The sequence below is a fragment of the Shewanella litorisediminis genome (assembly GCF_016834455.1).
Taxonomy (GTDB): Bacteria; Pseudomonadota; Gammaproteobacteria; order Enterobacterales; family Shewanellaceae; genus Shewanella; species Shewanella litorisediminis.
The window spans coordinates 2,902,692-2,927,262 of sequence record NZ_CP069213.1; the positions used below are offsets into that span (position 1 = coordinate 2,902,692).

General features: G+C 57.2%; 14 protein-coding genes. 3 read left to right on the forward strand and 11 right to left on the reverse strand.

Going from position 1 to position 24,571, the window contains the following annotated elements:
* Positions 1-102 precede the first annotated feature (102 nt).
* The 9 genes from JQC75_RS12690 to malQ form a co-directional block, all read right to left on the reverse strand.
* Positions 103-1,140 carry a CobW family GTP-binding protein gene (locus tag JQC75_RS12690; protein WP_203324445.1) on the reverse strand — a complete coding sequence of 346 codons (1,038 nt, stop codon included), beginning with the start codon at positions 1,138-1,140 and terminating at the stop codon, positions 103-105.
* 145 nt (positions 1,141-1,285) lie between these two features.
* Positions 1,286-2,635: a DEAD/DEAH box helicase gene (locus JQC75_RS12695; protein ID WP_203324446.1), complete on the reverse strand. Its 1,350-nt coding sequence runs from the start codon at positions 2,633-2,635 to the stop codon at positions 1,286-1,288.
* 121 nt (positions 2,636-2,756) lie between these two features.
* Positions 2,757-5,864, reverse strand: a complete 3,108-nt coding sequence (locus tag JQC75_RS12700) for an EAL domain-containing protein (protein WP_239002008.1) — start codon at positions 5,862-5,864, stop codon at positions 2,757-2,759.
* Positions 5,865-5,971: 107 nt separating this feature from the next.
* Complete coding sequence (locus JQC75_RS12705; RefSeq protein ID WP_239002009.1) at positions 5,972-7,591, reverse strand: glycogen synthase; 1,620 nt, start codon at positions 7,589-7,591, stop codon at positions 5,972-5,974.
* A 10-nt stretch (positions 7,592-7,601) separates the two neighbouring features.
* Complete coding sequence (gene glgC / locus JQC75_RS12710) at positions 7,602-8,870, reverse strand: glucose-1-phosphate adenylyltransferase (protein WP_203324447.1); 1,269 nt, start codon at positions 8,868-8,870, stop codon at positions 7,602-7,604.
* A 25-nt stretch (positions 8,871-8,895) separates the two neighbouring features.
* Complete coding sequence (locus JQC75_RS12715; RefSeq protein ID WP_203324448.1) at positions 8,896-11,370, reverse strand: glycogen/starch/alpha-glucan phosphorylase; 2,475 nt, start codon at positions 11,368-11,370, stop codon at positions 8,896-8,898.
* 13 nt (positions 11,371-11,383) lie between these two features.
* A complete protein-coding gene (gene glgX / locus JQC75_RS12720) occupies positions 11,384-13,453 on the reverse strand; it encodes a glycogen debranching protein GlgX (RefSeq protein WP_203324449.1) in 2,070 nt (689 codons plus the stop codon).
* Positions 13,450-15,906 carry a 1,4-alpha-glucan branching protein GlgB gene (gene glgB, locus JQC75_RS12725; RefSeq protein WP_380796536.1) on the reverse strand — a complete coding sequence of 819 codons (2,457 nt, stop codon included), beginning with the start codon at positions 15,904-15,906 and terminating at the stop codon, positions 13,450-13,452. Before glgB ends, glgX begins: the two co-directional genes overlap by 4 nt.
* A 90-nt stretch (positions 15,907-15,996) precedes the next feature.
* The gene (gene malQ / locus JQC75_RS12730) at positions 15,997-18,222 is read right to left on the reverse strand and encodes a 4-alpha-glucanotransferase (RefSeq protein ID WP_203324451.1); all 2,226 of its coding nucleotides are present in this window, start codon (positions 18,220-18,222) and stop codon (positions 15,997-15,999) included.
* A gap of 381 nt (positions 18,223-18,603) precedes the next feature.
* On the opposite strand from malQ, the gene yiaY reads away from it, so the two are divergent.
* From yiaY to nhaC, 3 genes are all read left to right on the forward strand, one after another.
* On the forward strand, positions 18,604-19,752 hold the full coding sequence (yiaY, locus tag JQC75_RS12735; protein ID WP_203324452.1) for an L-threonine dehydrogenase: 1,149 nt from the start codon (positions 18,604-18,606) through the stop codon (positions 19,750-19,752).
* 563 nt (positions 19,753-20,315) lie between these two features.
* The gene (locus tag JQC75_RS12740) at positions 20,316-20,678 is read left to right on the forward strand and encodes a cytoplasmic protein (RefSeq protein WP_203324453.1); all 363 of its coding nucleotides are present in this window, start codon (positions 20,316-20,318) and stop codon (positions 20,676-20,678) included.
* 379 nt (positions 20,679-21,057) lie between these two features.
* On the forward strand, positions 21,058-22,542 hold the full coding sequence (nhaC, locus tag JQC75_RS12745; protein ID WP_203324454.1) for a Na+/H+ antiporter NhaC: 1,485 nt from the start codon (positions 21,058-21,060) through the stop codon (positions 22,540-22,542).
* Between the two features lie 90 nt (positions 22,543-22,632).
* Here nhaC and JQC75_RS12750 read toward each other — a convergent pair whose 3' ends face one another.
* On the reverse strand, positions 22,633-23,961 hold the full coding sequence (locus JQC75_RS12750) for an NAD(P)/FAD-dependent oxidoreductase (RefSeq protein ID WP_203324455.1): 1,329 nt from the start codon (positions 23,959-23,961) through the stop codon (positions 22,633-22,635).
* Positions 23,962-24,546, reverse strand: coding sequence for a GNAT family N-acetyltransferase (locus tag JQC75_RS12755; RefSeq protein ID WP_203324456.1), 585 nt, complete (start codon positions 24,544-24,546; stop codon positions 23,962-23,964).
* Between the last annotated feature and the right edge of the window lie 25 nt (positions 24,547-24,571).

A 24,571-nucleotide genomic window follows, 5' to 3' on the forward strand; every position in this document is an offset into this window, starting at 1 on the left:
TTATCCCCTGCCCGGCCAGCGCCCCGTGAGGAGGCGGAATAAAGTCGCTGTCGGCTGACTCAGGATATCTGAGTTTGAAGGGACACTTTGCAAGCCCTGCATTTATCTCAGCAAGCCAGCGCTTTTAAGCAGTGCACCTTCAATGGCATCCCAGTCGAGGGGGGCGGTGGCAATAAATTCGATGCGGGAGTCCATGGCGTCATCGAGCTCCGCCAGACTCAGCTCTGTGTCCAATCGATTGATTGCCAGGATACCATCTGCGGTTATCATCACCGCCTTGAGTCTCAGACTGGGATTGGCCTCGACCACGGCCATCAGGGCATCAAAGTCAAAGCACCACCCGGCGCTGAAACACCAGCCACAGGCAAAAATGCCATCGGCCTGATGGGGTTTACGGATAAAACCCTGGGCGTTGAATTGCAAGGTCTGTGCGCCATCGCCTTCATCAAAGAGGCTCATAGCGCCTGACGGTTTGCTGGCAAAGAGGCCCCGGGGAACTGCCGGAGACATCAGACGCGGCGCCCGGGTCGATGTTTGCATCATGGCCGTCAGCAGGGCCTCGGAGAAAGGCCCTTTGGCAGAAAACGGGAACACCGGGGCGCCTGGATTGATATCGCTGACATAAGCGCCAAGGGTCGCGAGAAAATCGGGCGCCTGGACATCGGCCTTGCAGGCCAGCACCAGATCGGCCACCGCCAGCTGCTGGTTGAAGATGTCGTTTTGGGTATATCGGGCATCACTCAGGTTTCGCGGGTCCACCAAACACAGGGTGCGCTGGATGGATAACACCCCCTGATACTCGGGTGCCATCAGGGTTTTGAGAATATTGGCAGGATGCCCAAGTCCTGTGGGCTCAATCAGGAGACGGCTGGGCCTGGCTTGCCTCAGCAGCTGGGCCACCGCCACCCGGGTGGGTACGCCTGCGGCGCAGCAAATGCAGCCACCGGGTACCTCTCGTATCACTAACCCCTGGCTGCGCCCCAGCAAGGCGGCGTCCAGGCCGACTTCACCAAATTCATTGACCAGCACGGCCCAGGTTTCTTCTTCGGGCTTTTGCGCCAGTAATTGTTTGATAAAACTGGTTTTACCTGCACCTAAAAAACCTGTGATGACATTGACGGGGATGTTTCCAAGCAACATGGCAAGACTCCTTCGGCTCAAATGGCCCCTTTGCCTATTTCGGTGAGCAGCCTTTCTAGAGGCCTCTCTTGGTGAGCGGCACCGCGATGAACCGCCACGCCTTCAAGGCTTGCCAGTGTACCCAAAAGCCCCACGACTGACACCCTCAGCCACGGGAGTGCCGTTTCGGCGCGTTCCCCTGCCGGGCTGGCTTTCCTGATTGTCGCTGTGAGCCATTGCTGCCTGAGCGGCTGTCTGTGCGGCTGCCAGAGCGACCGCTCGTACGATTGCCTGCACCGCGGCCTGAGCGACTGCCACTGTGGCCAGACTTGTTGGCAGGCTTGGTTGCCGGCTTGGTTGCAGTCCCGTCGCGATACCGCTGCGGCAGGGGATCTTTCGCGCTGTAACCCACTGGGGTGATTACCTCGGGCAATGTCGGGCACAGAGCCTCCAGCAGGGGCAAATCGGCGCGCATTTCCGGTGACAGCACTACCACTGCAAGGCCTTCCCGCCCGGCTCTGGCGCTGCGGCCAAGGCGATGTATCAGGTCTTCTTCACCGTGGGGCAGCCCCAGACTTATCACCACGGGCAAGTCTTCGATATCCAGTCCCCGCGCCGCCACATCGGTTGCCACCAGCAATCTCAGCTTGCCGGACTTGAACTCATCCAGCCCGCGTCGTCTGGCGCCCTGGGTTCGCTCGCCATGGAAGGCAGCCGCCTGCAGCCCGTCGAGGGCAAGCTCTGCCACCAACCCATTGGCCTCATCCCGGGATGGCACAAACACCAGCGCCTGGCGCCAGTTGCGCTTGCCCACAAGCTCAGCCACAAACTCAGCCCATCTAGGTTTGTCGAGCATAAAGACCTCAAGGGCAAGCTGCTGGGGAACGCGGCCGGTATCCATGGCGGTAAGGCTCACGGCGTTGGATAGCATGCGTCCTGCCAACTCACGTTCCCGCTCGGCAAAACTCGCTGAAAACATGGCGCTTTGGTGTGGTCCAAGCTGACGGCGAATTTTATCTATGTCGGGGGCAAATCCCATGTCGAGCATGCGGTCTGCTTCATCCAGCACCAGGGTGTTGACCTCAGCCAGCGACAGACCAAACTGGCCGGTCAAATCCAAAAGGCGCCCCGGTGTCGCCACCAGAATATCGACCCCGGCGGCAAGCGCCTGGCGCTGGGGACGAATATTCACCCCACCGTAAACCGCCAGCGTCGTCAGCCCCAGGCCAGCACTGTAGCGCGTAAAGGCATCAGCGACCTGCACCGCAAGCTCCCGGGTTGGCACCAGTACCAGCGCCTGAATACTGCCTCGCGGCTTCCTGGCAGCCAACTGCTGCAAGATGGGCAGAGCAAAGGCCGCCGTCTTCCCGCTGCCGGTTTGCGCCACCGCAATCAAATCGCGGCCACTGAGGAGCACCGGGATACTCTGGGCCTGAATTTCTGTTGGCGCACGATATCCGCACTGTATCAGTGTCTGTAGCAGGGGCGCTGCCAATCCCAGCGAATCGAAGGACATAAGTCTCCTGTGGTGGCGAGTTGCTCAGCACTGCCAGTTAGCAAAAAGGAGCGCAGTATAACGGCGCGCCGGTTAAGGTCAAAAGGGTTTAGTCAGCAAGACAGGCCTTGTATTTTGCAACTCAGGCATCCTGTGCTTTTTTGGACGGATTGGCCTTGGCGGCTATCTTGGTCCTATGATTCTTTGACTGAAGCGCGGCATCATCATCCGTAGCCAGAAAACGCGCCTCAAATTCTTCCCGGGAGACAGGCGCCGAATAGAGGTACCCCTGGGCATAGTCACACCCCATGGCCTTGAGGATCTCTTGCTGCTTTGCGGTTTCAACCCCTTCGGCAATCACCTTCATCCCCAGCTTTTGTGCCATCACAATAATGGCCTCACACAGGGTTCTGTCGCTGGCGTCCTCTTCCAGATGGCGGGTAAAGGATTGGTCGATTTTAAGGTAGTCGATATCAAATTTTTTCAGATACGCCAGCGAGGAATAGCCGGTGCCAAAATCGTCCAAAGACACCTGAATGCCGGCGTCCCTGTAGGTCAGCAGTTTTTCGGCCACCCCGGAGGAGGCATCCAGCAACAGGCCTTCGGTAATTTCGATGCAGATCCCGCCGTTGGTCAGTTCCAGCTCCTGCAACAGGGCGACCCAACGCTCAAAGTTTTCCCCTTCATCACGAAACTGCACCGGCGACTTGTTCACCGACAGTTGAATGGTCGCACCATAGGCATTATGCCAGTCGCGGCATTGCCGTGCGGCATGCTCGAACACCCAGGAACCAATTTCCATAATCAGCCCTGTGTCTTCGGCAACCGGGATAAACTCGGTCGGCGAAATGTAACCCCGCTCAGGATGATGCCAGCGCAGCAGGGCCTCGGCCTTGTGCACCTTGCCGCTTGGCAGGTGCACTATGGGCTGATACACCAGACTGAACTGCTGGTGTTCGATAGCAAAGCGTAAGTCCTGAATAAGCCGCATCCGGTACTTGGCCTGCTCCTGCATCGAGGGGGTAAAGTAATTGAATCGGTTGCGTCCCTGCTCCTTGGCCGCGTACATGGCCTGATCGGCATTTTTGAGCAAGGCTTCCCGGGTAGAAGCATCTTCGGGGAACAGGGTAATGCCGATACTCACACTGATATAGGCAGATTCCGGCCCCAGTTGAAACGGCTCCGCAATGGCCTTGAGGATTTTGCTGGCAGCACGCTCGATCCCACCAACATCCTGGACGTCCCGGATCATCACAGTGAACTCATCTCCGCCAAGGCGAGCCACCACATCCGAGTCACGCACGCAGGCTTTGATTCTGTCAGCGCACTCAATGAGCAGCTTATCCCCCATGTCATGACCCAGGGTATCGTTAACCTCTTTGAAAAAGTCCAAATCCAAAAACATCAGCGCAAACCGCCTTTTTTGCCGGGTTGCCAGCGAAATCTCCCGGTCGAGGTAATCCAGCAACATACGCCTGTTGGGCAACTTGGTGAGGGGGTCGTAGTTGGCCTGCTGCCAAATAAGCTGCTCCTGGGCCTTCTTCTCAGTGATATCAGAAAAGAGCGCCACCCGGCGATGGGGCCTGTGATAAGCATCGTAAATGGTATTCACCGTAAGCCAAATCAGATACTCCTTACCGTTTTTGTGCTCTTGCCACATTTCACCCTGCCAGCGGCCGGTTTCTTTGATGGCAAGATTCACCTCATCATAAAAAGCCGGCTTGTTGCGGGCGCAGTAAAATTGGCTGATATGGCGCCCCAGCACCTCCCTGGCCGAATAACCTGTGATATCCGCAAAAGCGGCGTTAACCGTGATGATGTTGCCCTTGTGGTCCATCACGCTCATGGCTTCACTGGAGTTGTTGTATACCGAGGCCGCCAGTTCCATTTGCTCCTGATTATTGCGGACATTGGTGATATCCAAATGTACACCGCACATCCTGACCGCTTTGCCACTGCTGTCTTTTTGCATCACCCGCCCCGTGTCACGGACCCAGAGTGTCTCGCCATTTTTTCGAATGATGCGATATTCCATGTTGTGGCTTTCGGTATGACCTTGCAGATGCCGATCGATAGACTTGAGCACCGCCATGCGATCATCCGGATGAATGGAGTCCATCCAGATCCTGTGGTTCTGACGCATCTCCTCCACGGAGCACCCCAGCATCTCGGCGCAGCGCTCGTTACGCTCAATCAGGTCGCTTTTCAAATCCCAGTCCCAAAACCCCAGCTCGGCGGAGGCAAGCACCAGGGACAACTGCTCCCGACTGGCGCGCACAGACATTTCTGATTGGGTTTGGGCTGAAATATCCATAAAACCTGCAATCACCAGCTGTACCTTGCCCGCAATGCGCTTACAGGCCACCGTCATATGGGTGTAAACAATGCTGCCGTCTTTGGCATAAAAGCGTTTGTTGAGTTCGTACTGTTCTATGGCCCCCGCCAGCATTTGATTGAAATGGGCAAGATCCACCGAGATATCGTCTTCGTGGGACATCTGCTCCCAGTTCATCGACAGCAGCTCTTTTTCAGAATACTTGAGCATCTGGCACAACCGGGGATTAACCTTAATCCAGCGCTTGTCCACAGAGGTGATGGCAATGCCGATGTTGCCGACATTGAATTGCGAGCGAAACAGGAAGTCATCCTGCAGTTTTATTTTTTCGTCACGTTCTATCTCAAGCCGCCGGGCCAACAGCCGTGCAAGGAGCAAGGTCGCCAGGGGGCATACCAGCATCACAGTGGTGCCTATGGTCGATATGAGCGCCCAGGCGAGATCAAAGGGCATGATAAAGAAACACAGCAAGGTGCCAAGATGAACCAGCCCCCCCAGCAGCAACAGCTGACCTGTGCTTATTTCAATCAGATTTTTCTGCCAGCGCAGGCGCCAGAGCAGCCCCATCACCGCGCTGAAAGCGATACCGGCGATACCGGCCAGCATGGCAGGGCCACCCATGCCGTAGCGATAGACGGCCATCATGGCTGAGGCAATCAGCGTTGGAATAGCACCGAAATAGAGACCGCAAACGCTGAGCAGCACGGCGCGGGTATCAAAGTAGATACCCTCGGCAAACTCATAGCGAGCCGACATAATGGTCATGCCGATGGCGCCAATCACCACCCCCAGCATGACGTGCCAAAACCACCGGATCCGCTGCTGTTTCAGCCAGGGGATGGCGTCATACAGGTACACCAGCGCCAAGAGCAGCGCGGCATTTTGGACCAGTGGAAAGAAAATGCCCTGGGTCATTGTCTGCGTGAATTCTCCCGGGTTTGAATACCTGAGACTTTCTCCATCATGCTCTTGTTACACAAAGGATAAAAGCCCCAGCGATGAGAGAATTGTAGCAGAGGGAATCAGTATGTCCCGAGCAATGGCCGGTAGAGTTTATTCAGGTAGGACGCTGCGGCCTCTTCCCAGGAAAAACGCGTATCCAATGCCGCTTTTGCGACCCGCTGCCAGTCTGACGTACCAGTGGTTTCAAGCAGGAAATCCAGCTTACTCAGCAAGGCCCGAGCCTGAGAATCTGTGTCATCTCCTTCGAAGCGCCAGCCATTTTCGCCGTCCTTCACCGTGTCCACCAGCCCACCCACGCTGGACACCAGACAGGGCTGACCGCTGCGCATGGCAAGCATCTGACTGATGCCGCAGGGTTCAAAGCTGCTGGGCATCAAAAAAAGATCCCCGCGCCGATAAACAAGTTCCGACAGTTTCACATCAAAATGATTGATAAAAATGAAATTATCGTGCCTTGCCGCCAGTTGCTGAAAGACTCTCGCTATCTGTTCATCACCATTACCGAGCATAAAAAAGCGTGCGGCGGGACTGAATAACGCGAGTCGCGCCAGTATGTGCTCCAGCACGCTTTTACCATTGAGACTGCGACAGAGCAGCGCGACCTTTTGCGAGGTCAGGCGCCCCACAAAGGTCAGTAAAAAGGCCTTTTCTTCCATTGGCTGCCACAATCGCTGCGCCGCGATAAAGTCTATCGCCCGCACGGTATCGCGATTGGCCTGGGCTGCCGTGAGGGTTCGGTGACACCCCAGCACCAGTTCCTGTATCGAGGGTCTCCTGTCCTCCTGATCATCGGGATAATCACAGCCATTGAGGATCCCCACCAGTTGCTGTTTCCCATCGCAGTGCTGCAAGTCCGCTTCCAGCCCCTCACCGCCCACAAAACCCGTGATGGGGTCTGATGGCCGGAGCACCTCACGGCAATAGTTGGGCGACACCAGATGCACCCTGTCACTCAGGCAAATGGCCGCCCGCAAAGGGTTAACGCAATTGGGATAACGGCGGTCGAGGATCGCTGCAGGATACTTTTCAAGCCAGGGATACCAGGCCGCGAGGGACGATGCCTCCTGAGCCAGGGGCCGGGTGCCCTGCAGCGCCAGATTATGGATACTGAGCACTGAAGGTATGGCCTTAAGCTGCCCGTAGCGCGGGTCGATACTGCGCAGCAGCGCAAAAAAGCCCTGATGCCAGTCGTGAAGATGCAGGACATGTGGCTTTGGAATTAACCCCTGCAAGAGCGCCTCGGCCACCGCTACACCAAAAAGCGCGAAGCGATCGGCGTCATCGGCGAAAGGACGGCCATCACCGCTGGCAACATAGATCTGACCCGGCGCCGTGTGCCACGCCGGATTGTCCAGCAGATAAATGCTTAAGCCATCATCCCGTGGGTCGGTTATCCGCTGCAGACTAATTTGCTCCATGCGATGACGAAAAGGCACGCTGAAGACGAGACGCTGCTCACCATCACCGGCATGGGCCTGCTGTCCAAGAAAGCCGTATCCCGGCATCACCACACTGGCCTGCACGCCGCAGGCCTTGAGCGCCGGCGGCAAACCCGCCAGCACGTCGGCCATGCCGCCAACTTTGGCTCCAGCGAGGGCGCCGTGTTCGGCGCACAGCATCAGTACCTGCAGGGGAGTTGCTGTCTGTACCGGGATAACTTCATCGGGTTTTTGCAACACGTCTACCACCTTATTCAAAGCCCACGGGCAAACCGAGCATCTCACGGGTGATAAGCACCGCCCCCTTGTCTGTCACCCTGAAACCTCTGGCCCTGTCGTGGTCGTGGTTATGGCCAATCACCATGCCTTCCGGGATAACGCAGCCGCGATCGATAATCACATTCCTGAGGCGGCAATTACGCAGCACCACCACATCGGGCAATATCACCGCCCCTTCCACCTCGGAATAAGAGCAAATCCGCACCTCATTGAAGAGCACACTGCGTTTGACCCTGGCGCCCGAGATGATACAGCCGCCGGAAACAATGGAGTCGGTTGCACAGCCCCGCCTGTCTTCATCGTCAAACACAAACTTGGCCGGCGGCAACTGCTCCTGATAAGTCCAGATGGGCCACTTGGCATCATAGAGATTCAGGTGTGGCTCAGGGGACAAGAGCTCCATATTGGCCTGCCAGAAGGCATCCAGGGTGCCCACATCCCGCCAGTAATCCTGACCGGCGCCAAGACCGCTCTTGAAGGCATAGGCAAACACCTTGTGCTCGCGGATGATGGACGGAATGATGTCTTTGCCGAAGTCGCGCTCAGAGGACGCGTTTTCGGCGTCTTTTCTCAGTTGGTCGAACAAAAACTCGGTGTTGAACACATAGTTACCCATGGATGCCAGACAGCGCTCAGGGTCGTGTGGCAGACAGGAAGGATTGGCGGGTTTTTCTTCAAATCCCACCACGCGCATATCTTCGGCCACTTCCATCACCCCAAAACTCCCAGCCGCTTCGGCAACCGGCACTTCCTGACAGCACACCGTCATATCGGCGCCCGACTGGGCGTGGGCCGCGAGCATGCCCGCATAATCCATGCGGTACACATGGTCACCGGAGAGGATCATCACATACCTTGGCAGCTCGTGGCGGATGATATCGATGTTTTGAAACACGGCATCTGCCGTGCCCTGATACCAGCTTTCCGAATAACGCTGTGATGCAGGCAGAATCTCCACCGACTCCCCCAGTTCACGTTTGAAATGGCCCCAGCCACGCATTACATGGCGAATAAGCGAGTGGGACTGATACTGGGTGACCACCCCTATCCGGCGGATGCCTGAATTGATGCAATTGGACAGGGGAAAGTCGATGACCCGGAACTTACCGCCGAAATAGAGCGCCGGTTTGGCGCGCCAGTCGGTCAGTTCAAACAGGCGCGAGCCACGACCTCCTGCGAGGATCAGGGCATAGGTTTCACGGGTCAGGTTACTGATGAAGCGAGGGCTGTGATTGGGCATTAAAGGCTCCTTGGCTGCGTCAAATTCAGGCACCGGTCCAAATCTCATCCCGGTAACGGGCTATGGTGGCGTCGGATGAAAAACGGCCACTGGCCGCGGTGTTACGGATACTGCAAAGGGCCCAGGCGTCCTTGTTGGCATAAAGTGCTGCCGCCTGATATTGGGCACTGAGGTAAGACTCAAAGTCGGCCGCGGTCATCCACTGATCCCATGGGCTTTCAATGGCTGCGATAATCGGGTCGAAGATGCCCTGCTCCTGCAAACTGAAATGCCCGCTGCGGATGAGCTCGAGTACCCCCTCCAAAGCAACCGAATGACGGATGTAGTCCTGTGGGCGATAGTGGGGCTTCAGGGCCGCCACCTCGTCGGCATTAAGGCCAAAGAGGAAGAAGTTATCCGCCCCAACGGCTTCAAGAATTTCAATATTGGCCCCATCCAGGGTGCCTATGGTGAGGGCGCCGTTCATCATGAACTTCATGTTGCCGGTGCCCGAGGCCTCCTTGCCCGCGGTGGAGATTTGCTCAGACAGGTCGGTGCCCGGTGCTATCACTTCCATGGCGCTGACGTTGTAGTTGGGCAAAAAGGCAAACCTCAGCCAGGGCGTTACATGGGGGTCACTGTTGACCATGTGAGCCACATTGCCCGCCAGCTTGATAATGAGTTTGGCCATGGCATAACCGGGCGCCGCCTTGCCGCCAATCAGCACGCAGCGGGGCACCATGCCGTGGGTGTCGCCACTTAAAATGCGCTGGTAGAGGTGAATCACATGCAGAATGTTCAGCAGCTGGCGCTTGTATTCGTGGATGCGTTTCACCTGCACATCGAACATCATGGCGGTGTCAAACTGCACATGGCATTCACGCTCAACCAGGGCCGCAAGCGCCTCTTTGTTGACCGACTTCACCTCCCGCCAGGCATGGATAAAGTCAGAATCTGAGGTAAAGGCATTGAGGCTTTCGAGGCGACTTAAGTCTTCGCGCCAGGCACTGCCAAGACGCCGGTCAATCAGGGCCGATAATCTGGGGTTGGCATTCATCAGCCAGCGTCTTGGGGTGACGCCATTGGTCTTGTTGTTGAACTTGTGTGGCCACAGGGCGTGGAAGTCTTTAAAGAGTCCACGGCGCAAAAGCTCGGTGTGCAGCGCCGCCACCCCGTTAACGGAGAAGCTCGCCACTATGGCCAGATACGCCATACGCACCCGAGGCTCGGCGCCTTCCTCGATGATGGACATACGCGCCAGCATTTCGCCGTCCCCGGGCCAGTGGTGGGCCACTTCATCCAGATAACGGGCGTTGATTTCATAAATAATTTCCAGCACCCGCGGCAGCATGTGCCCCAGCATGCGCACACTCCAGCACTCCAGGGCTTCGGGCAGCAGCGTGTGGTTGGTGTACGCCATGGTGTGGCAGGTGATGTGCCAGGCCTCGTCCCACTCCAGGCAATACACATCTATCAGGAGGCGCATCAGCTCGGGCACAGCAATGGCCGGATGGGTGTCGTTCAGCTGAATAACATTGTGGCGATGGAAATCGGCAACGTTATCGCCGAAGCTGGCACAGTGACGGCGCAGCAAGTCCTGCAGGCTGGCGGATGACAAAAAGTACTGCTGACGCAGCCTCAGCTCCTTGCCGTTTTCGCTGGCGTCGTTGGGATAGAGCACCATGGTGATCTGCTCCGCCAGATTTTTCCGGGCCACTGCCTCGGCATAGTCACCCTGATTGAATTCTTCCAAATCGAAGTCATCTGTGGCCTCGGCTTTCCACAGTCTCAGGGTATTGATGCGGCCATTGCGATAACCGGGCACCGGCATATCGTGGGGCACGGCCACCACGTCCTGGGTGCCGAGCCACTGCATATGGCGGCGGCCGTCCCTGTCCACATAGGACTGGGTATGGCCAAAGAAAGGCACCATCACCGCCTGTCCGTGCAGACGCACCTCCCAGGGGTTGCCCTCTTTCAGCCAGCGATCCGGCCGTTCTATTTGATAACCATCGACAATTTTCTGGGCAAACATGCCGTACTCGTAGCGGATGCCATATCCGGTGGCGGCAATGTCCATACTGGCGCAGGAGTCGAGAAAGCAGGCAGCAAGGCGCCCAAGGCCACCGTTACCCAGCCCGGCGTCGTGCTCTTCTGACTCGAGTTCCTCCAGGGTCACGCTGTAGGGCAGCAGCGCCTTGCGGGCATCGTCGCTTATCCCCAGACTCAAAAGCGCATTCCCCAGGGTTCTGCCCATCAGGAATTCCAGCGACAGATATGCCACCTGACGCTGCGGACCACTGGCGTCCCGTTTTCGGGTTTCACGCCAGCTGTCCAGCAGCTGCTCCTTAACACCGTGTGCCAGGGCATGAAACAAATCCTGATGGCGGGATTCTTCCCGGCACAGGTTGTATCTGAGCTGACGCTCCAGACAGGCCGGCAGCGCATCGCAGGGTTCACAGGGCTGGGGTCTGCAGCTATCCGTTTCGGTATCCGCCGCTTTCAGTCGTTTGGTCGCCATGGTGAGGTCTCCGTTATTGAGTGCCGGATTCGGCATCCCTGTGTCCGTGAAAAATCCAGATACTGACGCCGGGCAGCGTCAGGGTGCCGCCCGCCTCAATCCGCGCCGGCAAGTCGCTGTTTCCGCACAGGCTGTGCAACTGCTCCCACACGGCAAACCGGGGCAGGCTTATGTCCACCGCCGACTGGCTGGGGTTTATCAATATCAGTAAGAGTTCTGAGCCACGCAGCGGATGATGCTCGCCCAGCGCCGCGATAAGCGGGCCACAGCGATGCCAGTCGGTGCCAGCCATGGGCAGGCCGGACTCGTTGAACCAGGCCAGAAAAGGCCCCTTGCGGCCATCATCCGGGTTATTGCCATGGATATAGCGGGTGGCCGCAAGCAGCGGCAGTTGCCGCCGGATGCGAATAAGCCCCGCCACAAAGTCGATGAGTTCCCTGTCGGCACTTTCCCAGTCAATCCAGGTGAGGGCATTGTCCTGACAGTAGGCATTGTTATTGCCCTGCTGGGTCTGCCACAGCTCATCCCCGGCCCTCAGCATGGGTACCCCAAAGGAGAAAAACAGGGTAACGAGCATCGCCCTGGCCTTGTGCTTGCGGGCCGCCACCAGCTCACTCGCCTCGCCTTCCACGCCGAAGTTGTGGCTCAGGTTTTCCTGATGGCCATCCCGATTGTCTTCACCGTTGGCAAGGTTGTGGCGCTGCTGGTAACTCAGCAGGTCCCTCAGGGTAAAGCCGTCGTGGCTGGCAATAAAATTCAGGCTGGCCCAGGGGCCACGGTGGGAGGGCTCAAAGAGATCCGCCGAGCCATGAAAACGGCGGGCAAATTCACCGAGAATTTGCTCGTCGCCACGCCAGAGCCTGCGCATGGCATCACGGTACTTGTCATTCCACTCGGCAAAGGCGGCGGGGAATTCACCGAGACGATAACCGCCGGGGCCCACATCCCAGGGCTCGGCAATAAGCTTGAGCGCTTTGAGCACAGGGTCTTGCCCGAGCGCGGCAAAAAAACCGCAGTGGATATCAAAGCCATGGGGCATACGGCCAAGGCAGGCGGCCAAATCAAAGCGAAAGCCGTCGACTCCGCCCACCTCGGCCCAGTACCTCAGGGAGTCCATCACCAGCTCCAGCACCCTGGGCTGCCCCAAATCCAGGGTGTTTCCACAACCGGTATCATTGATGTAATGCCCGCTGTCGGTGAGGCGGTAATAGCAGGCGTTGTCCAGCCCCTTGAAGCTGTATACCGGCCCCATGGCATTGCCTTCGGCGCTGTGGTTGTAGACCACATCCAGAATGACCTCGATACCGGCGCCATGCAGGGCATCCACCATGGCCCTGAACTCGCGGATGTCGCCATAGGCATTGTGGGGCGCGAAAAAGCCGATGCTGTTGTAGCCCCAATAATTGGACAGGCCCTTGGCATGCAAAAAAGGCTCATCAAAAAACTGCTGGCAGGGCATCAGCTCCACCGCCGTTACCCCCAGCCGCTTGAGATAATGGATGACTTCAGGCGCAGCCAGCGCGGCAAAGCGCCCTTTGTGCTCAGGCGGCACACCGGGAAAGCCCATGGAAAAGCCCTTCACATGGAGCTCGTAAATCACGCTCTCTTCCATGGCATAGCCGGGCTTGGGATGCACAAAGGGCGGTAATGCAGCCAGGTCCACCACCCGGCACCTCGGCATCAGGGCGGCATTGTCTTCCCCATCGGACGAGGGGGCAAAATGCGGGTCCTGTGGACCGGCCGAGCCCTGCGCCGCCTGGGCGACCGCAAGCTTTGGCAACCCATCAATGGCCAGGGCGTAGGGATCCAGCAGCAGTTTAGCCGGGTCGAATCTGTGACCTGCCGCGGGGGCCCAGGGACCATCGGCGCGGAAGCCGTAGGTCTGCCCCTCGCCAATGCCATCCAGGGTCAGTGACCAAAAATCACCACGTCGCTTCATGGGATAGGAAAACTCCCGTCCCTCTTCATCGAAAAGGCACAGGAACACTGCGCTGGCATGGCGACTGAACACCCCGAAGTGCGCCTTGCTGACGCCATCTTCGCTAAATAGCCATACCCCGCATCGCCGGTGCAAATCGCTCATAGGCCGGGATCCTCAGCTTTGGTTTTTGCCGCCGCTTTGGACGGAGCTTTGGACACAGATCTGGCACCGGACTTGGTGCTGGCCCTGGATGTAGCGGGCGTTTTGTCAGTGGCAGAAGACTGTGTCTTGGCAGTGGACTTGGCCTTGGTGGCGGGCTTGGCCTTGGTGGCTGACTTGGCCTTGGTTGAGGCAGGGGCTTTTTTTACGGGCAGCGCGTTGTCGGCTGAAGGCGCAGACGAAGTCGCGGGCAATTTATCCCGGCTGAGCCCCAGCACCAGACAGCCCAGGGGCGGGATGGTGATCAGGGCGCTTTGTGGCTGGCCACCGGCGGGCTCGGGGGTGCACACAATCACACCGCCATTGCCCTGGTTACAGCCGCCGTAGCAGCTGGCATCGCTGTTGAGCAGCTCTCGCCAGTCGCCTTCACAGGGCAGCCCCAGGCGATAGCCAGACAGGGGCTGGGGTGTCATGTTCACCACAAATACCAAGGCTTCATCCCCCTCGCCCCGCACAAAGGCATAAATGCCCTGCTCGGCATTGTCGCAATCAAGCCAGCAAAAACGGGACAGGTCGTGATCCGTTTGCCCAAGCACAGTGTGACTCTGATAGAGGCGATTGAGATCGGACAGCCACAGACTCAGCCCCTGATGGGGCGCGTACTGCAACAGGTGCCAGTCGAGACTCTGGTCGTGATTCCACTCGGCCCGCTGGCCGAACTCAGCGCCCATAAACAGCAGTTTCTTACCGGGGAAACCCCACATGTATCCGTAATAGGCTCGCAGGGTGGCGAACTTCTGCCAGTCATCACCGGGGATTTTCGACAGCAGCGATGCCTTGCCATGGACCACCTCATCGTGGCTTAAGGACAGGATAAACTGCTCGCTGTGGGCATACATGATGCCGAAGGTCAGTTGATGATGGTGCCAGCGGCGATGAACCGGATCCTTGCCAAGGTAAGCCAGGGTGTCGTTCATCCAGCCCATGTTCCACTTAAAGCCAAACCCCAGGCCGCCCTCACTGACCGGGCGACATACGCCGTCCCAGGCGGTGGACTCTTCGGCAATCATGACGATACCGGGAAACTCGCCATACAGACGGCTGTTTATCAGCTTGATGCACTCGATGGCCTCATGGTTTTCACGGCCGCCGTCGGCATTGGGCAGCCACTCTCCCTCGGCGCGGCTGTAATCGAGATACAGCATGGAAGAAACCGCATCCAAACGCAGCCCATCGATATGGAAATCCCGCAGCCAAACGGTGGCAGCCGATAACAGGAAACTCTGCACCTCGGCGCGACCATAATTGAAAATCAGGGTGTCCCAGTCGGGATGGCGGCCACGGCGTGGATCCTGATGTTCAAAGAGGCAGGTGCCATCAAAGCGGGCAAGGCCGTGGGCATCGGCCGGAAAGTGGGCTATCACCCAATCCATCAAAACCCCGATACCGGCGCGGTGGCAGGTATCAATCAGGTATTTCAAATCGTCGCTGCTGCCAAATCGCTGTGTGGGCGCGAAGAGGCCCACCGGCTGATATCCCCAGGAGCCGTCGAAGGGAAACTCCGACAAGGGCATCAACTCTATGTGGGTAAAGCCCAGTGACTTCACATAGGGCACCAATTCATCGGCAAGCTCGCGGTACGTCAGCCAGGTGTCACCGCTCTCGCCTTTACGGCGCCATGAGCCCAGATGAAGCTCGTAAATGGATATGGCCTGGCGATGCCAGTCTTTGTCCCGTGCCTGCATCCAGTCCTGATCCTGCCAGACAAAGGATGACCGGGGAGCGACTCTGGATGCATTATTGGGCGCGGCCTCCATGGTTTTGGCGAAGGGATCTGACTTAATCAGCAGCTCGCCATCGGCGGTCAAAATTTCGAATTTATAGTGGGCATAGTCATGCACGCCGGGGATAAAGATGTCCCACACCCCGTTGGCAGGGTGAAAGCGCATCACATGAATACGGCCGTCCCAATGGTTGAAATCCCCCACCACAGACACCCGGGCAGCATTGGGCGCCCATACGCCAAAGAGCACCCCGGCCACACCCTCAACCTCTTTCGGATTGGCGCCCAAAAAGTCCTGGGCATACAGCTGACGCCCCTCACCGAACAGGTAGAGGTCGTAGTCGCTCAGCAGGCTCTCAAAGCCGTAGGGGTCGTACACATCTTCCACATGGCTTGGGTAGGCAACCCGCAGCAGGTAAGGAAAGGGCTTGACCCTGCGGCCCATCACCCCGGCAAACATGCCTTCCCGGGCTTCGGCGCTGAGACTGGCGACTTTTTTGCCATCTTTGGCACTGAGCACATCCACCGCCAGTGCCCCCGGCAGAAAACAGCGCACCACCAACTGGTTGTTGTCGGTGTGCATACCCAGCAGGGAGAAGGCATCCACATACTGACCACGCGCCAGTGCGCGGGCGGCATCTTCACTGATGAGAGTTGAGTCCTGGCTCTGGATGCTGGTCATGGGGTTCTCCAATTCTGGTTTGTTTTCATTTCAGTGAGTTGTTTTCACGTCAACGAGTTGTTTTAATTTCAAGGTGTTGGGTCAATGTTGACGCTCGCTGTCTTCTGCGTACGCCATGGCGTCACCTCGGGCAGGCTCGTTATGGCGCCCCGCGTGGGAGTGACTTCGGGCCACACGAATCGACTCCAGCCGCGCTCTGAACTCACGGTTTTGCCACAGGGTTTCCAGCGACTTGCTCATGCGGGCACGCCAGTTGGGATAGTCGAAACTGGTGCCGGGAATATTGATGGGTAAAGACTCAAGCGCCAGATCCCAAAGGCTGACGGAAAACAATCTGGCGCGGCTGCAAGGCAGCCAGCTAAGCAGGGCATCAAAAACGGCTTTGGCCTCGTGAAAACCTGCAGCGACAGTGCCTGTGGGGACTTGAGCCTCAGCCTCCTCTGGCCCGGAAAACAGCCCATCACAGGCTCCCCATCCAAGGGCCTCTGTCGGCAGACATCCGGCTTGCACCAGGTTTTGCAGCAATCCCCGGCACAGTGCGATTCGCTCCTCCCGCGCCCCGGTCAGGGAGGGGATAAGCCCAAGCTGCTTAAGCAAGCCAAGGTCAATGCCGCGCCACCACGCCATAAAGGGAGGCACATCCTGATTGCCAAGCTGCAACAGGGCGCCGACTCTGTGCTCACGTGGCGGCGAAAATCCCCCGCCCTCCCGGCAAAAGTAAAAGACGTCATTCCCCAGAATGCCCCGTTCCCGCAGTAAGCCCTTGAGCAGCGGTGGCACGGTGCCCAAATCTTCCCCTATCAGGACACATCGGTTCTTGTGGCTCTCAAGGCACAATACCGCCAGCATCAGCTCCTGGGGGTAGTAGAGATAGCAGCCGTTTTCATCGTCCTTGGGCCAGCACCACAATCGGGTCAAAGCCATCACATGGTCGATTCTCAGCGCGCCACAGCTTTGCATGTTGCTGCGATAAAGGGCCTTGAGGTGGCTTAGGGCCGAGTCCTTAAGCGCCACGGGGTCCATGGGGGGCATACCCCAATTTTGCCCCTGCCGGGCAAAAGGGTCAGGCGGCGCCCCGATATCGGCCCCCTGACAAAACACGCCGGAGCGGCTTACTTCACTGCCGATGGCAAGCGCCCCCACTGCCAAATCCCGCACCAAACCAAGGGACATACCCACCTGACGGCAGCGAAGCTGACACAGTGACAACTGCTCATCGGCAACAAACTGCAGCCAGGCGTGAAACTCGGCGCGTTGCAGCGCATCGGCAAGCAGGGGGTCGCTGTGCCATTCACTCTCAAGGGCGGATGCCCTTTGGCTGACGTCACGGCAAAAGTCCATCAGCGCCGCACCGCCCCCGGCCACAAAGCGCTCAAAGCGTACGCGTCGCCCGGTGAGTTCATCCAGCTGCCAAAAAGCCGCAAACAACTTTGCCAGCGCCCGATACTTCAGCAGGGCCAGCTTGGGGTAATCAATCAGGGTTGCCTGATTGAGAATAAGGCGTTCACGCAGCCAGTCACCGCCGTTGAATTCCTGCGCAAATTGACTGTATTCGGTCACCAAGTCGATGGCGATATAGAGCGGGTTGAGAAAGCGCCTGTCCCAGGGACTGTATGGGCTGGCAAGCTCCGGGTTGGCGATATCGGGGGCATGCAAGGGCGTCAGGGTAATAAAATCGCAACCGGCTTCTGCCGCAAGCTCAATCAGAGTCTGCAGGTCGCCCAAGTCGCCCATGCCCCACTGGCGCGGGCTTCTTAAGGTAAACAGGCTGATACCAAGCCCCCAGGGACGCTTGCCAGGGCTTTGAGTGCCGCCATAGGCCTGCTCGGGGATCATCAGCAAGGTTCCCTTGCCCTGCCCCAAAACAGGATGGGACAGCAGCAGTTGATACTCCCCCATACCCAGGGGCGGCAGGGTGTAACGGCAGCGAAGGTATCGGCCATCGGGCCTTTGATAATCACCGCTCGTTTCGGCATCTTTAGCCAAAAGCGTCAGCGTTCGGCGTTCCCCCTGCTCTGAAATCAGGGTTAACACCATGTCCAGCATCCGATTTTCAGGCAGCTGACACTCAAATGACGGTCGGGAGTCAAAACACCATTGCAGCGGCAACAGCAGCTGCGTCCATGGCGTGCTGTCGAGGGTCTCCACCCGGGCGGCTATGTCGGCCTCATCGGGTGATTGTTCAAGCCCCATCAGGGCACGCAACATTGCCAGCCGAGCGGATTCAGGTATGGCCTGTTCACGGCCATCGCAGTCGATAAACCTGTCTCCCACACCTTGCAGATAAAAGAGCTTTTCCAATCCCATCTGCCACTCTCCGTCCCGACCATACAGGTCACTGAGCAGACAGCATGCCAGTCGATTGCTTCACTTTGGTTTCAGCAAAATGAACTTATAAATTATCCACTTGGCGTCGATTTCAAAAACGCTCCGATGCATCGCAGCCCATTGATGTGCAACAAAAAGCACCAACAAGGTGCAACTTGCACAAAAGTTGTTCAGTCAGCTTGCTGGTAAAAGATACCCGGCAACGACATTTTCGCCGCAGACTGTTATCCGGTTACAACTTTTGAACTCATTTACCACTATGGGGATATGAAGGTGGAGAGAGATCACAATTTAGCCTCAAGCTGACTGATATCGTTAATGGCAGAAGAAATTCAATTTCAGCTCAACGAGGTAGATATTATGGCTGCTAAATTTTTTATCCCGTCTGTAAACGTACTCGGCCAGGGAGCCGTAGACGATGCGATAGGTGACATCGTCACCCTGGGTTTTAAAAAGGCCTTGATTGTCACAGATAAACCATTGGTACAAATAGGTATTGCCGGTGAACTGGTGGAAAAACTGGGTGAACGCGGTATTACCGCTGTCGTGTTCGATGGCGTACAGCCCAATCCCACCACAGGCAATGTGGACGCCGGACTTGCGCTGCTCAAAACCCACGCCTGTGACTTTGTAATTTCCCTCGGCGGCGGCTCGCCCCACGACTGCGCCAAGGGCATCGCCCTGGTCGCCACCAATGGCGGCAACATCAAGGACTACGAAGGTGTCGACAAGTCGGCCAAGCCGCAGCTGTCCCTGGTGGCCATCAACACCACCGCAGGTACCGCCAGTGAAATGACCCGCTTTTGCATCATCACCGATGAAGCCCGCCATATCAAAATGGCCATAGTCGACAAGCACACCACGCCTATTCTGTCGGTGAATGACCCTGAGCTGATGGTGAAAAAGCCTGCGGCTTTGACTGCTGCCACCGGGATGGATGCCCTGACCCACGCCGTTGAGGCCTATGTGTCTGTTGCAGCCAACCCCATCACAGATGCCTGCGCCATCAAGGCGATTGAGCTTATCCAGCAATATTTGGAGCGGGCGGTGAAACAGGGACAGGACATTCAGGCCCGCGAACAGATGGCCTATGCCCAGTTCCTTGCCGGTATGGCCTTTAACAACGCCAGTCTGGGGTATGTACATGCCATGGCCCACCAGCTCGGTGGCTTCTACGACCTGCCCCACGGGGTATGTAACGCTCTGCTGCTGCCCTACGTGCAGGAATACAACGCGACGGTGGCAGCAGCACGTTTGAAAGACGTCGCCAAAGCCATGGGCGTTGCCGTAGATACGCTTGACGACCAACAGGGTGCCAAGGCCGCCATTGATGCCATCAAGGCACTGTCCAGGGCGGTAAGCATCCCCGAGAATCTGACGGTACTTGGCGTAAAAGAAGCAGACATTCCCGTGCTCGCCGACAACGCCCTTAAAGATGCCTGCGGCTTTACCAACCCCAAACAGGCCACCCATGAGGAAATCTGTCAGATCTTCCGTAATGCGCTTTAAACTTCCCTGAAGGAAGACAAAGCCAGGCCCCCGGTGCTCCCCCGGGGGCCTTTTTGTTGGCATCCTGGCATTAACGCCGGCAGTATGTGTCAGAAATGGGGCTCGCCCTGTGAACCCTTTTGCTCAGCTTCTCGGCCTTCATCCGGCCATGTCAGAAGAACGCTATTTAAGGGGTAAGGGGCACCCTTATCGCATGAGTGAGCCTAAGCGAGGGATCTGACTCTCAAAATCAGACAAATCCCCTTATCAGAGACTGGTAGAGCACAATTCTTTAACAGGTTTCAGGTTACAGCCTGATACAAATGTCTTACAATCCGCTTGTTCGCTTATTCCCTGCAAAGAACAGGCAAACACAGGCCCGGCAATATGTCGGGCCATTTTTTATGTCGTGTTTTTGCCTTCTGGTCGGCGATAAAAGCAGCAAGTGGCCACAAACTGAGATCCCGCACCCTTTCTTAGCCGCTAATGCCGTGCTACAAAAAAGGAAAGTTACATTGTCGCTGCAGCTTCAAAGTGCGCCGAACAAGTAACCCCTCTTCAAGCGCAAATAAGGCAGGAAAGCTATGACAGCCATTACTCATGTTTACAACTACACAGTCCGCTGCCCCCACTATCAGGATCCCCAGCATGAAGTGAGCTGGAAGAACCACATCGAGCTGAATCACTCCAGTGAAATCGCGTTAAAACGCATCACCAAATGGCACAGCGAGTCCGGTGAGCTGGCGTTTGAAGACCAAGGGTTTGTGGTGCGTAAAGCCAGTGATGAAATGGCGTACTTTGCCGTGCAAAGCTCGAGGCTGAAAAACGATGGTCATGCCCTGGTGACCTTCAAGCTGTTTTTGGACGAATGCTGCGATCAAGCAGACCCCAAAGACATAGTCGAGCACCTGATAGGCGACTATCAGCAACGTTTGGAAAAACTCTGATTATCACGGGGCGCCGACCTGGGTTCGGCGCCCACCACCTTTCCCCCTCGCTGTTGCTATCCATATTCCCCAGCTTTCCCAGCCCACAGCTTCTGATTTCCTCATCCGCCACCAGGCAGGCGCCACCGTGCCTTGAGCCAGGCAAGACGGGCTGTTTTACCGACTCTGCAACTGAAAAATACCGGTAAAAAGGTAATGGATTTGTTATCGACTTTTGTCATTAAAGTGTGTCAGGATTGGCTTCAGCCGGTCTCCGCCGGATTTTACTCCCGGGCTGAAACCGGCCAAGCACAAGCACAAACTAAGCAAAAATAAAGTCCATAACGGACATCCGGCTCCCCGCCGGAAATAACAATTATAAAGTTCAGGATGTAAAAATATGACCTCTCAGAAACAGCCCAGCCTGGTGGATGCGCTTATCCCCGTGGCGGCACTGGTCACTATGCTCGCCGCCGCCGTCTACTTGTTCTCCTCCGACAGCTCCTCTGGGGCCAACCAAATCGCACTCATTCTCGCCGCCTGTATCGCCATGGTCGTGGGCATTAAAAACGGCTATTGCTGGAAAGATATCGAAGAGGGCATGGTCCGCAGTATCGGTGTTGCCACACCGGCACTGCTTATCCTGTTCAGCGTCGGCTCACTCATCGGTGCCTGGATCCTCTCAGGCACTGTGCCCGCCATGATTTATTACGGTATGCAGGTACTGAGCCCGGATTATTTTTACGCTGCCAGCTGCCTGCTGTGCGCCTTCGTGGCCTTGTCCATCGGCAGCTCCTGGACGGTAGCAGGTACCCTGGGTATCGCCCTTATCGGCATTGCACAGGCCGTGGGGCTCAGCGTTGAAATCACCGCCGGCGCCATCATCAGCGGCGCCTATTTCGGTGACAAGATGTCCCCCATGTCGGACACCACCAATCTGGCGCCCGCCGTGGCCGGCACGGATATTTTCAGCCATATCCGCCACATGACCTGGACCACGGTGCCCAGCATAGTGATTGCGCTGCTGATTTTTCTGTTTATCGGATTATCCGCCGACAGCAGTGGCATAGACACCAATCTGGACACCACCCTGACCTTGTTGTCAGATGAATTTCATATTGGCCCGCATCTGCTGCTGCCACTGGTGGTGGTGATTTATCTTGCTTACCGTAAGATGCCCGCCTTCCCCACGGTGATTTTGGGCACCCTCGCCGGGGTGCTGTGCGCCGCATTGTTTCAGTTTGATGGTGTGGTGAAGCTTGCCGATGACGCCAATCTCGGCGCCGCCATGGCACTGGTCAAGGGCTTGTGGATTGCCATGTTCAACGGTTACAGCGCCAGTACCGGCAATGAAATGCTCGATGGCCTCTTAAGCCGCGGTGGTATGTCAGGTATGGTCAATACCGTTTGGCTTATTCTTTCTGCCATGGCCTTTGGCGGCGTGATGGAGGCAACCGGCCTGCTCAACCGCCTGCTGCAAAGCATGTTATCCATGGTGAAAACCTCCTCCAGCCTGGTCATCACCACCCTGGGCTGTGCCATAGGGGCCAACGTCATCACCGCCGATCAGTTTATCGCCATCATCCTGCCCGGCCGTATGCTGAAACTGGAATACACCCGCCACAAGCTGGCTCCGGTAAACCTGTCCAGGGCGCTCGAAGACTCAGCCACAGTGACCAGTCCTCTGGTTCCCTGGAACACCTGCGGCGCCTTTATGGCAAGCACCCTGGGTGTGGCCACCATTGCCTATCTGCCCTTTGCCTTCTTTAATCTCATCTGCCCTGTGATGAGCGCAGGTTATGCCTACTTCCAGATAAAGCTGCTGCCCCTGGAAGAATTTGACCTGCCGGAAAGCGCTGACGAACTTAAAAGCGCGGAAGCCTGAAGCTTTGCAGGTATAAATCGACAGCATCAAAAAACGCCCTCTTGAGGGCGTTTTTATTTGGTTGTGTGAAGGGATAAGCGGCGCTTCAGGTCAGCTCAGAGAATCCATAAGACGGCCGTAATGATAAAAGGCCCACTGCCCCACGCGCCTGAGTGGCGCCAGGGGGAAACCCGGTAATGGCGTGCCATAAAGCGGCAGTGACGGCGCCGCCCTGCCACTTAACATGCCCGCAAGACGCCAGGCTGCCTGACTGCTGAAAGAGACCCCGGCACCGCAATAGCCCAGGCTGTAGCCTTCACCACGTCGGGTATACACATGGGGCATATCATCGAGGGATGCCGCCAGCCAGCCGTGCCAAGTGTGGCTCACGCCCACTGTCGCAAGGGATGGAAACGCCTTGTCCATGGCTTCCTTCAAACGTGCCGGGTACACAGGATTGTCCGCGTCACGGCCCCACACGGCGCCGCGCCCGCCAAAGAGCAAGCGGTTTTCCGGCAACAAGCGGTAATAGTATTTGAGGATGCGGGTGTCCATGGCCACTTGCCTGCTGTGTAGCCCCGCCTGAGACAGCGCCGCTTCAGACAGGGGCTTTGTCACTATCACGTTGCTCAAAATGGGCAAAAATCGCCCCTTGAGGGTCTCGGTCAAACCGGGCTGGGTATAGGCGTTACCGGCAAATACCAGGGCATTGGCATCTATCTGCCCCAGTGCAGTTTCCACCGTGAACCCCTTGGCGGTGCGCACGCTGCCAAGGACGGTACTTTGCTCAAAGATTTGCACGCCGGCATCCCCTGCCAGCCTGGCATAGCCCAGCAGCAACTTGAGCGGATTGAGGCCGAATCCGTCGGCAAGACGCAGCGCCCCATAAGACTGATGATGGTTAAGGTAGTCGCTTCTAAGCCTTGCCGGACTGATAAACTCGGCCCCCTGCCCCATATGGCGGGCAATAAAATCGGCGCCGGCCTGCAGGGTTTGCATGGCCTTGGGGCTGTGGGCAATTTTAAGATACCCCTTTTCCTGGGGATTGCAGTCAATCCTGCCATCCTGGATAAGCCCTTCAACCCGGGCCACCGCCTCTGAGAACTCCTGATAAATCCCCTTTGCCGTGTCCAAATCCCACCGTTTGGCCATTTGCCCATAGCTTAAGCGGCCCGAGCCCTTGAGTACAAAACCGCCGTTACGGGCGCTGGCCCCAAAACCGATGCGGTTGGCTTCGAGTAAGGTCACCTGCCTGCCGTATTCGGTGGCAAGATAGTAGGCGGTGAGAAGTCCGGTAAAACCGCCACCTATCACCACCACATCGGTCTGCTGATGCCCCCTGAGTGAAGGCGCCTCGGGTAACTGCTCAGTAGTATCCGACCAAAATGTAGGCGGCAAAGCTTGCTGCGCCGGATTGGCGCTGATTAATGGGTCGTACAATTAGGACTCCTGAAACACCAATAACATTTCACACGCCGTGCAGTGGCAATCGTTGCCACAGAGAGTGCAAAGGTAATCCGGGTTGTCGTGGGATTGATTCCAGCGGTCGGGGTGGGCCTTGATGAGCTTGCCACCGGCCTTGGTGAAATAACGCACCGCTGCGTTGTGGGGGCTTTCCTGCCACAGGTGGGCAATGCCGCCAAGCGCGCCCTGAGCCCTGACAGCATCGACGGCATATCGCAGCAAAACGCCGCCAAGCCCTTTGCCTCTGGCCTCGGGTGCCAGGGTGTTGGATTTGAAATAGCACACCCTGTCTGCGTCTAACCCCCAGAGTGCTGGCGAGCACCAGCGGTCGGGTTGCCATTGCCCGGCGGCAAGGGTAAGGCGAAAACCGAGCAGGCCGTTTTGGTCAAGCGCCACAAAGCTTGCGTTGATGCCGGCCTTCACCCCTGCGTGCCACAGGGATTGCAAATGGGGTAAATCGAGATAGCCGTCGCCGTGAACGGCTTCGCCCAAAGCCAATACAGCATCGAAATCCTCGGGCTGCATCTGGCGGATAACACATTGGGAGTGAAGGTTTGTCATGATCGGTTCGCTGCCGGGGCATCTT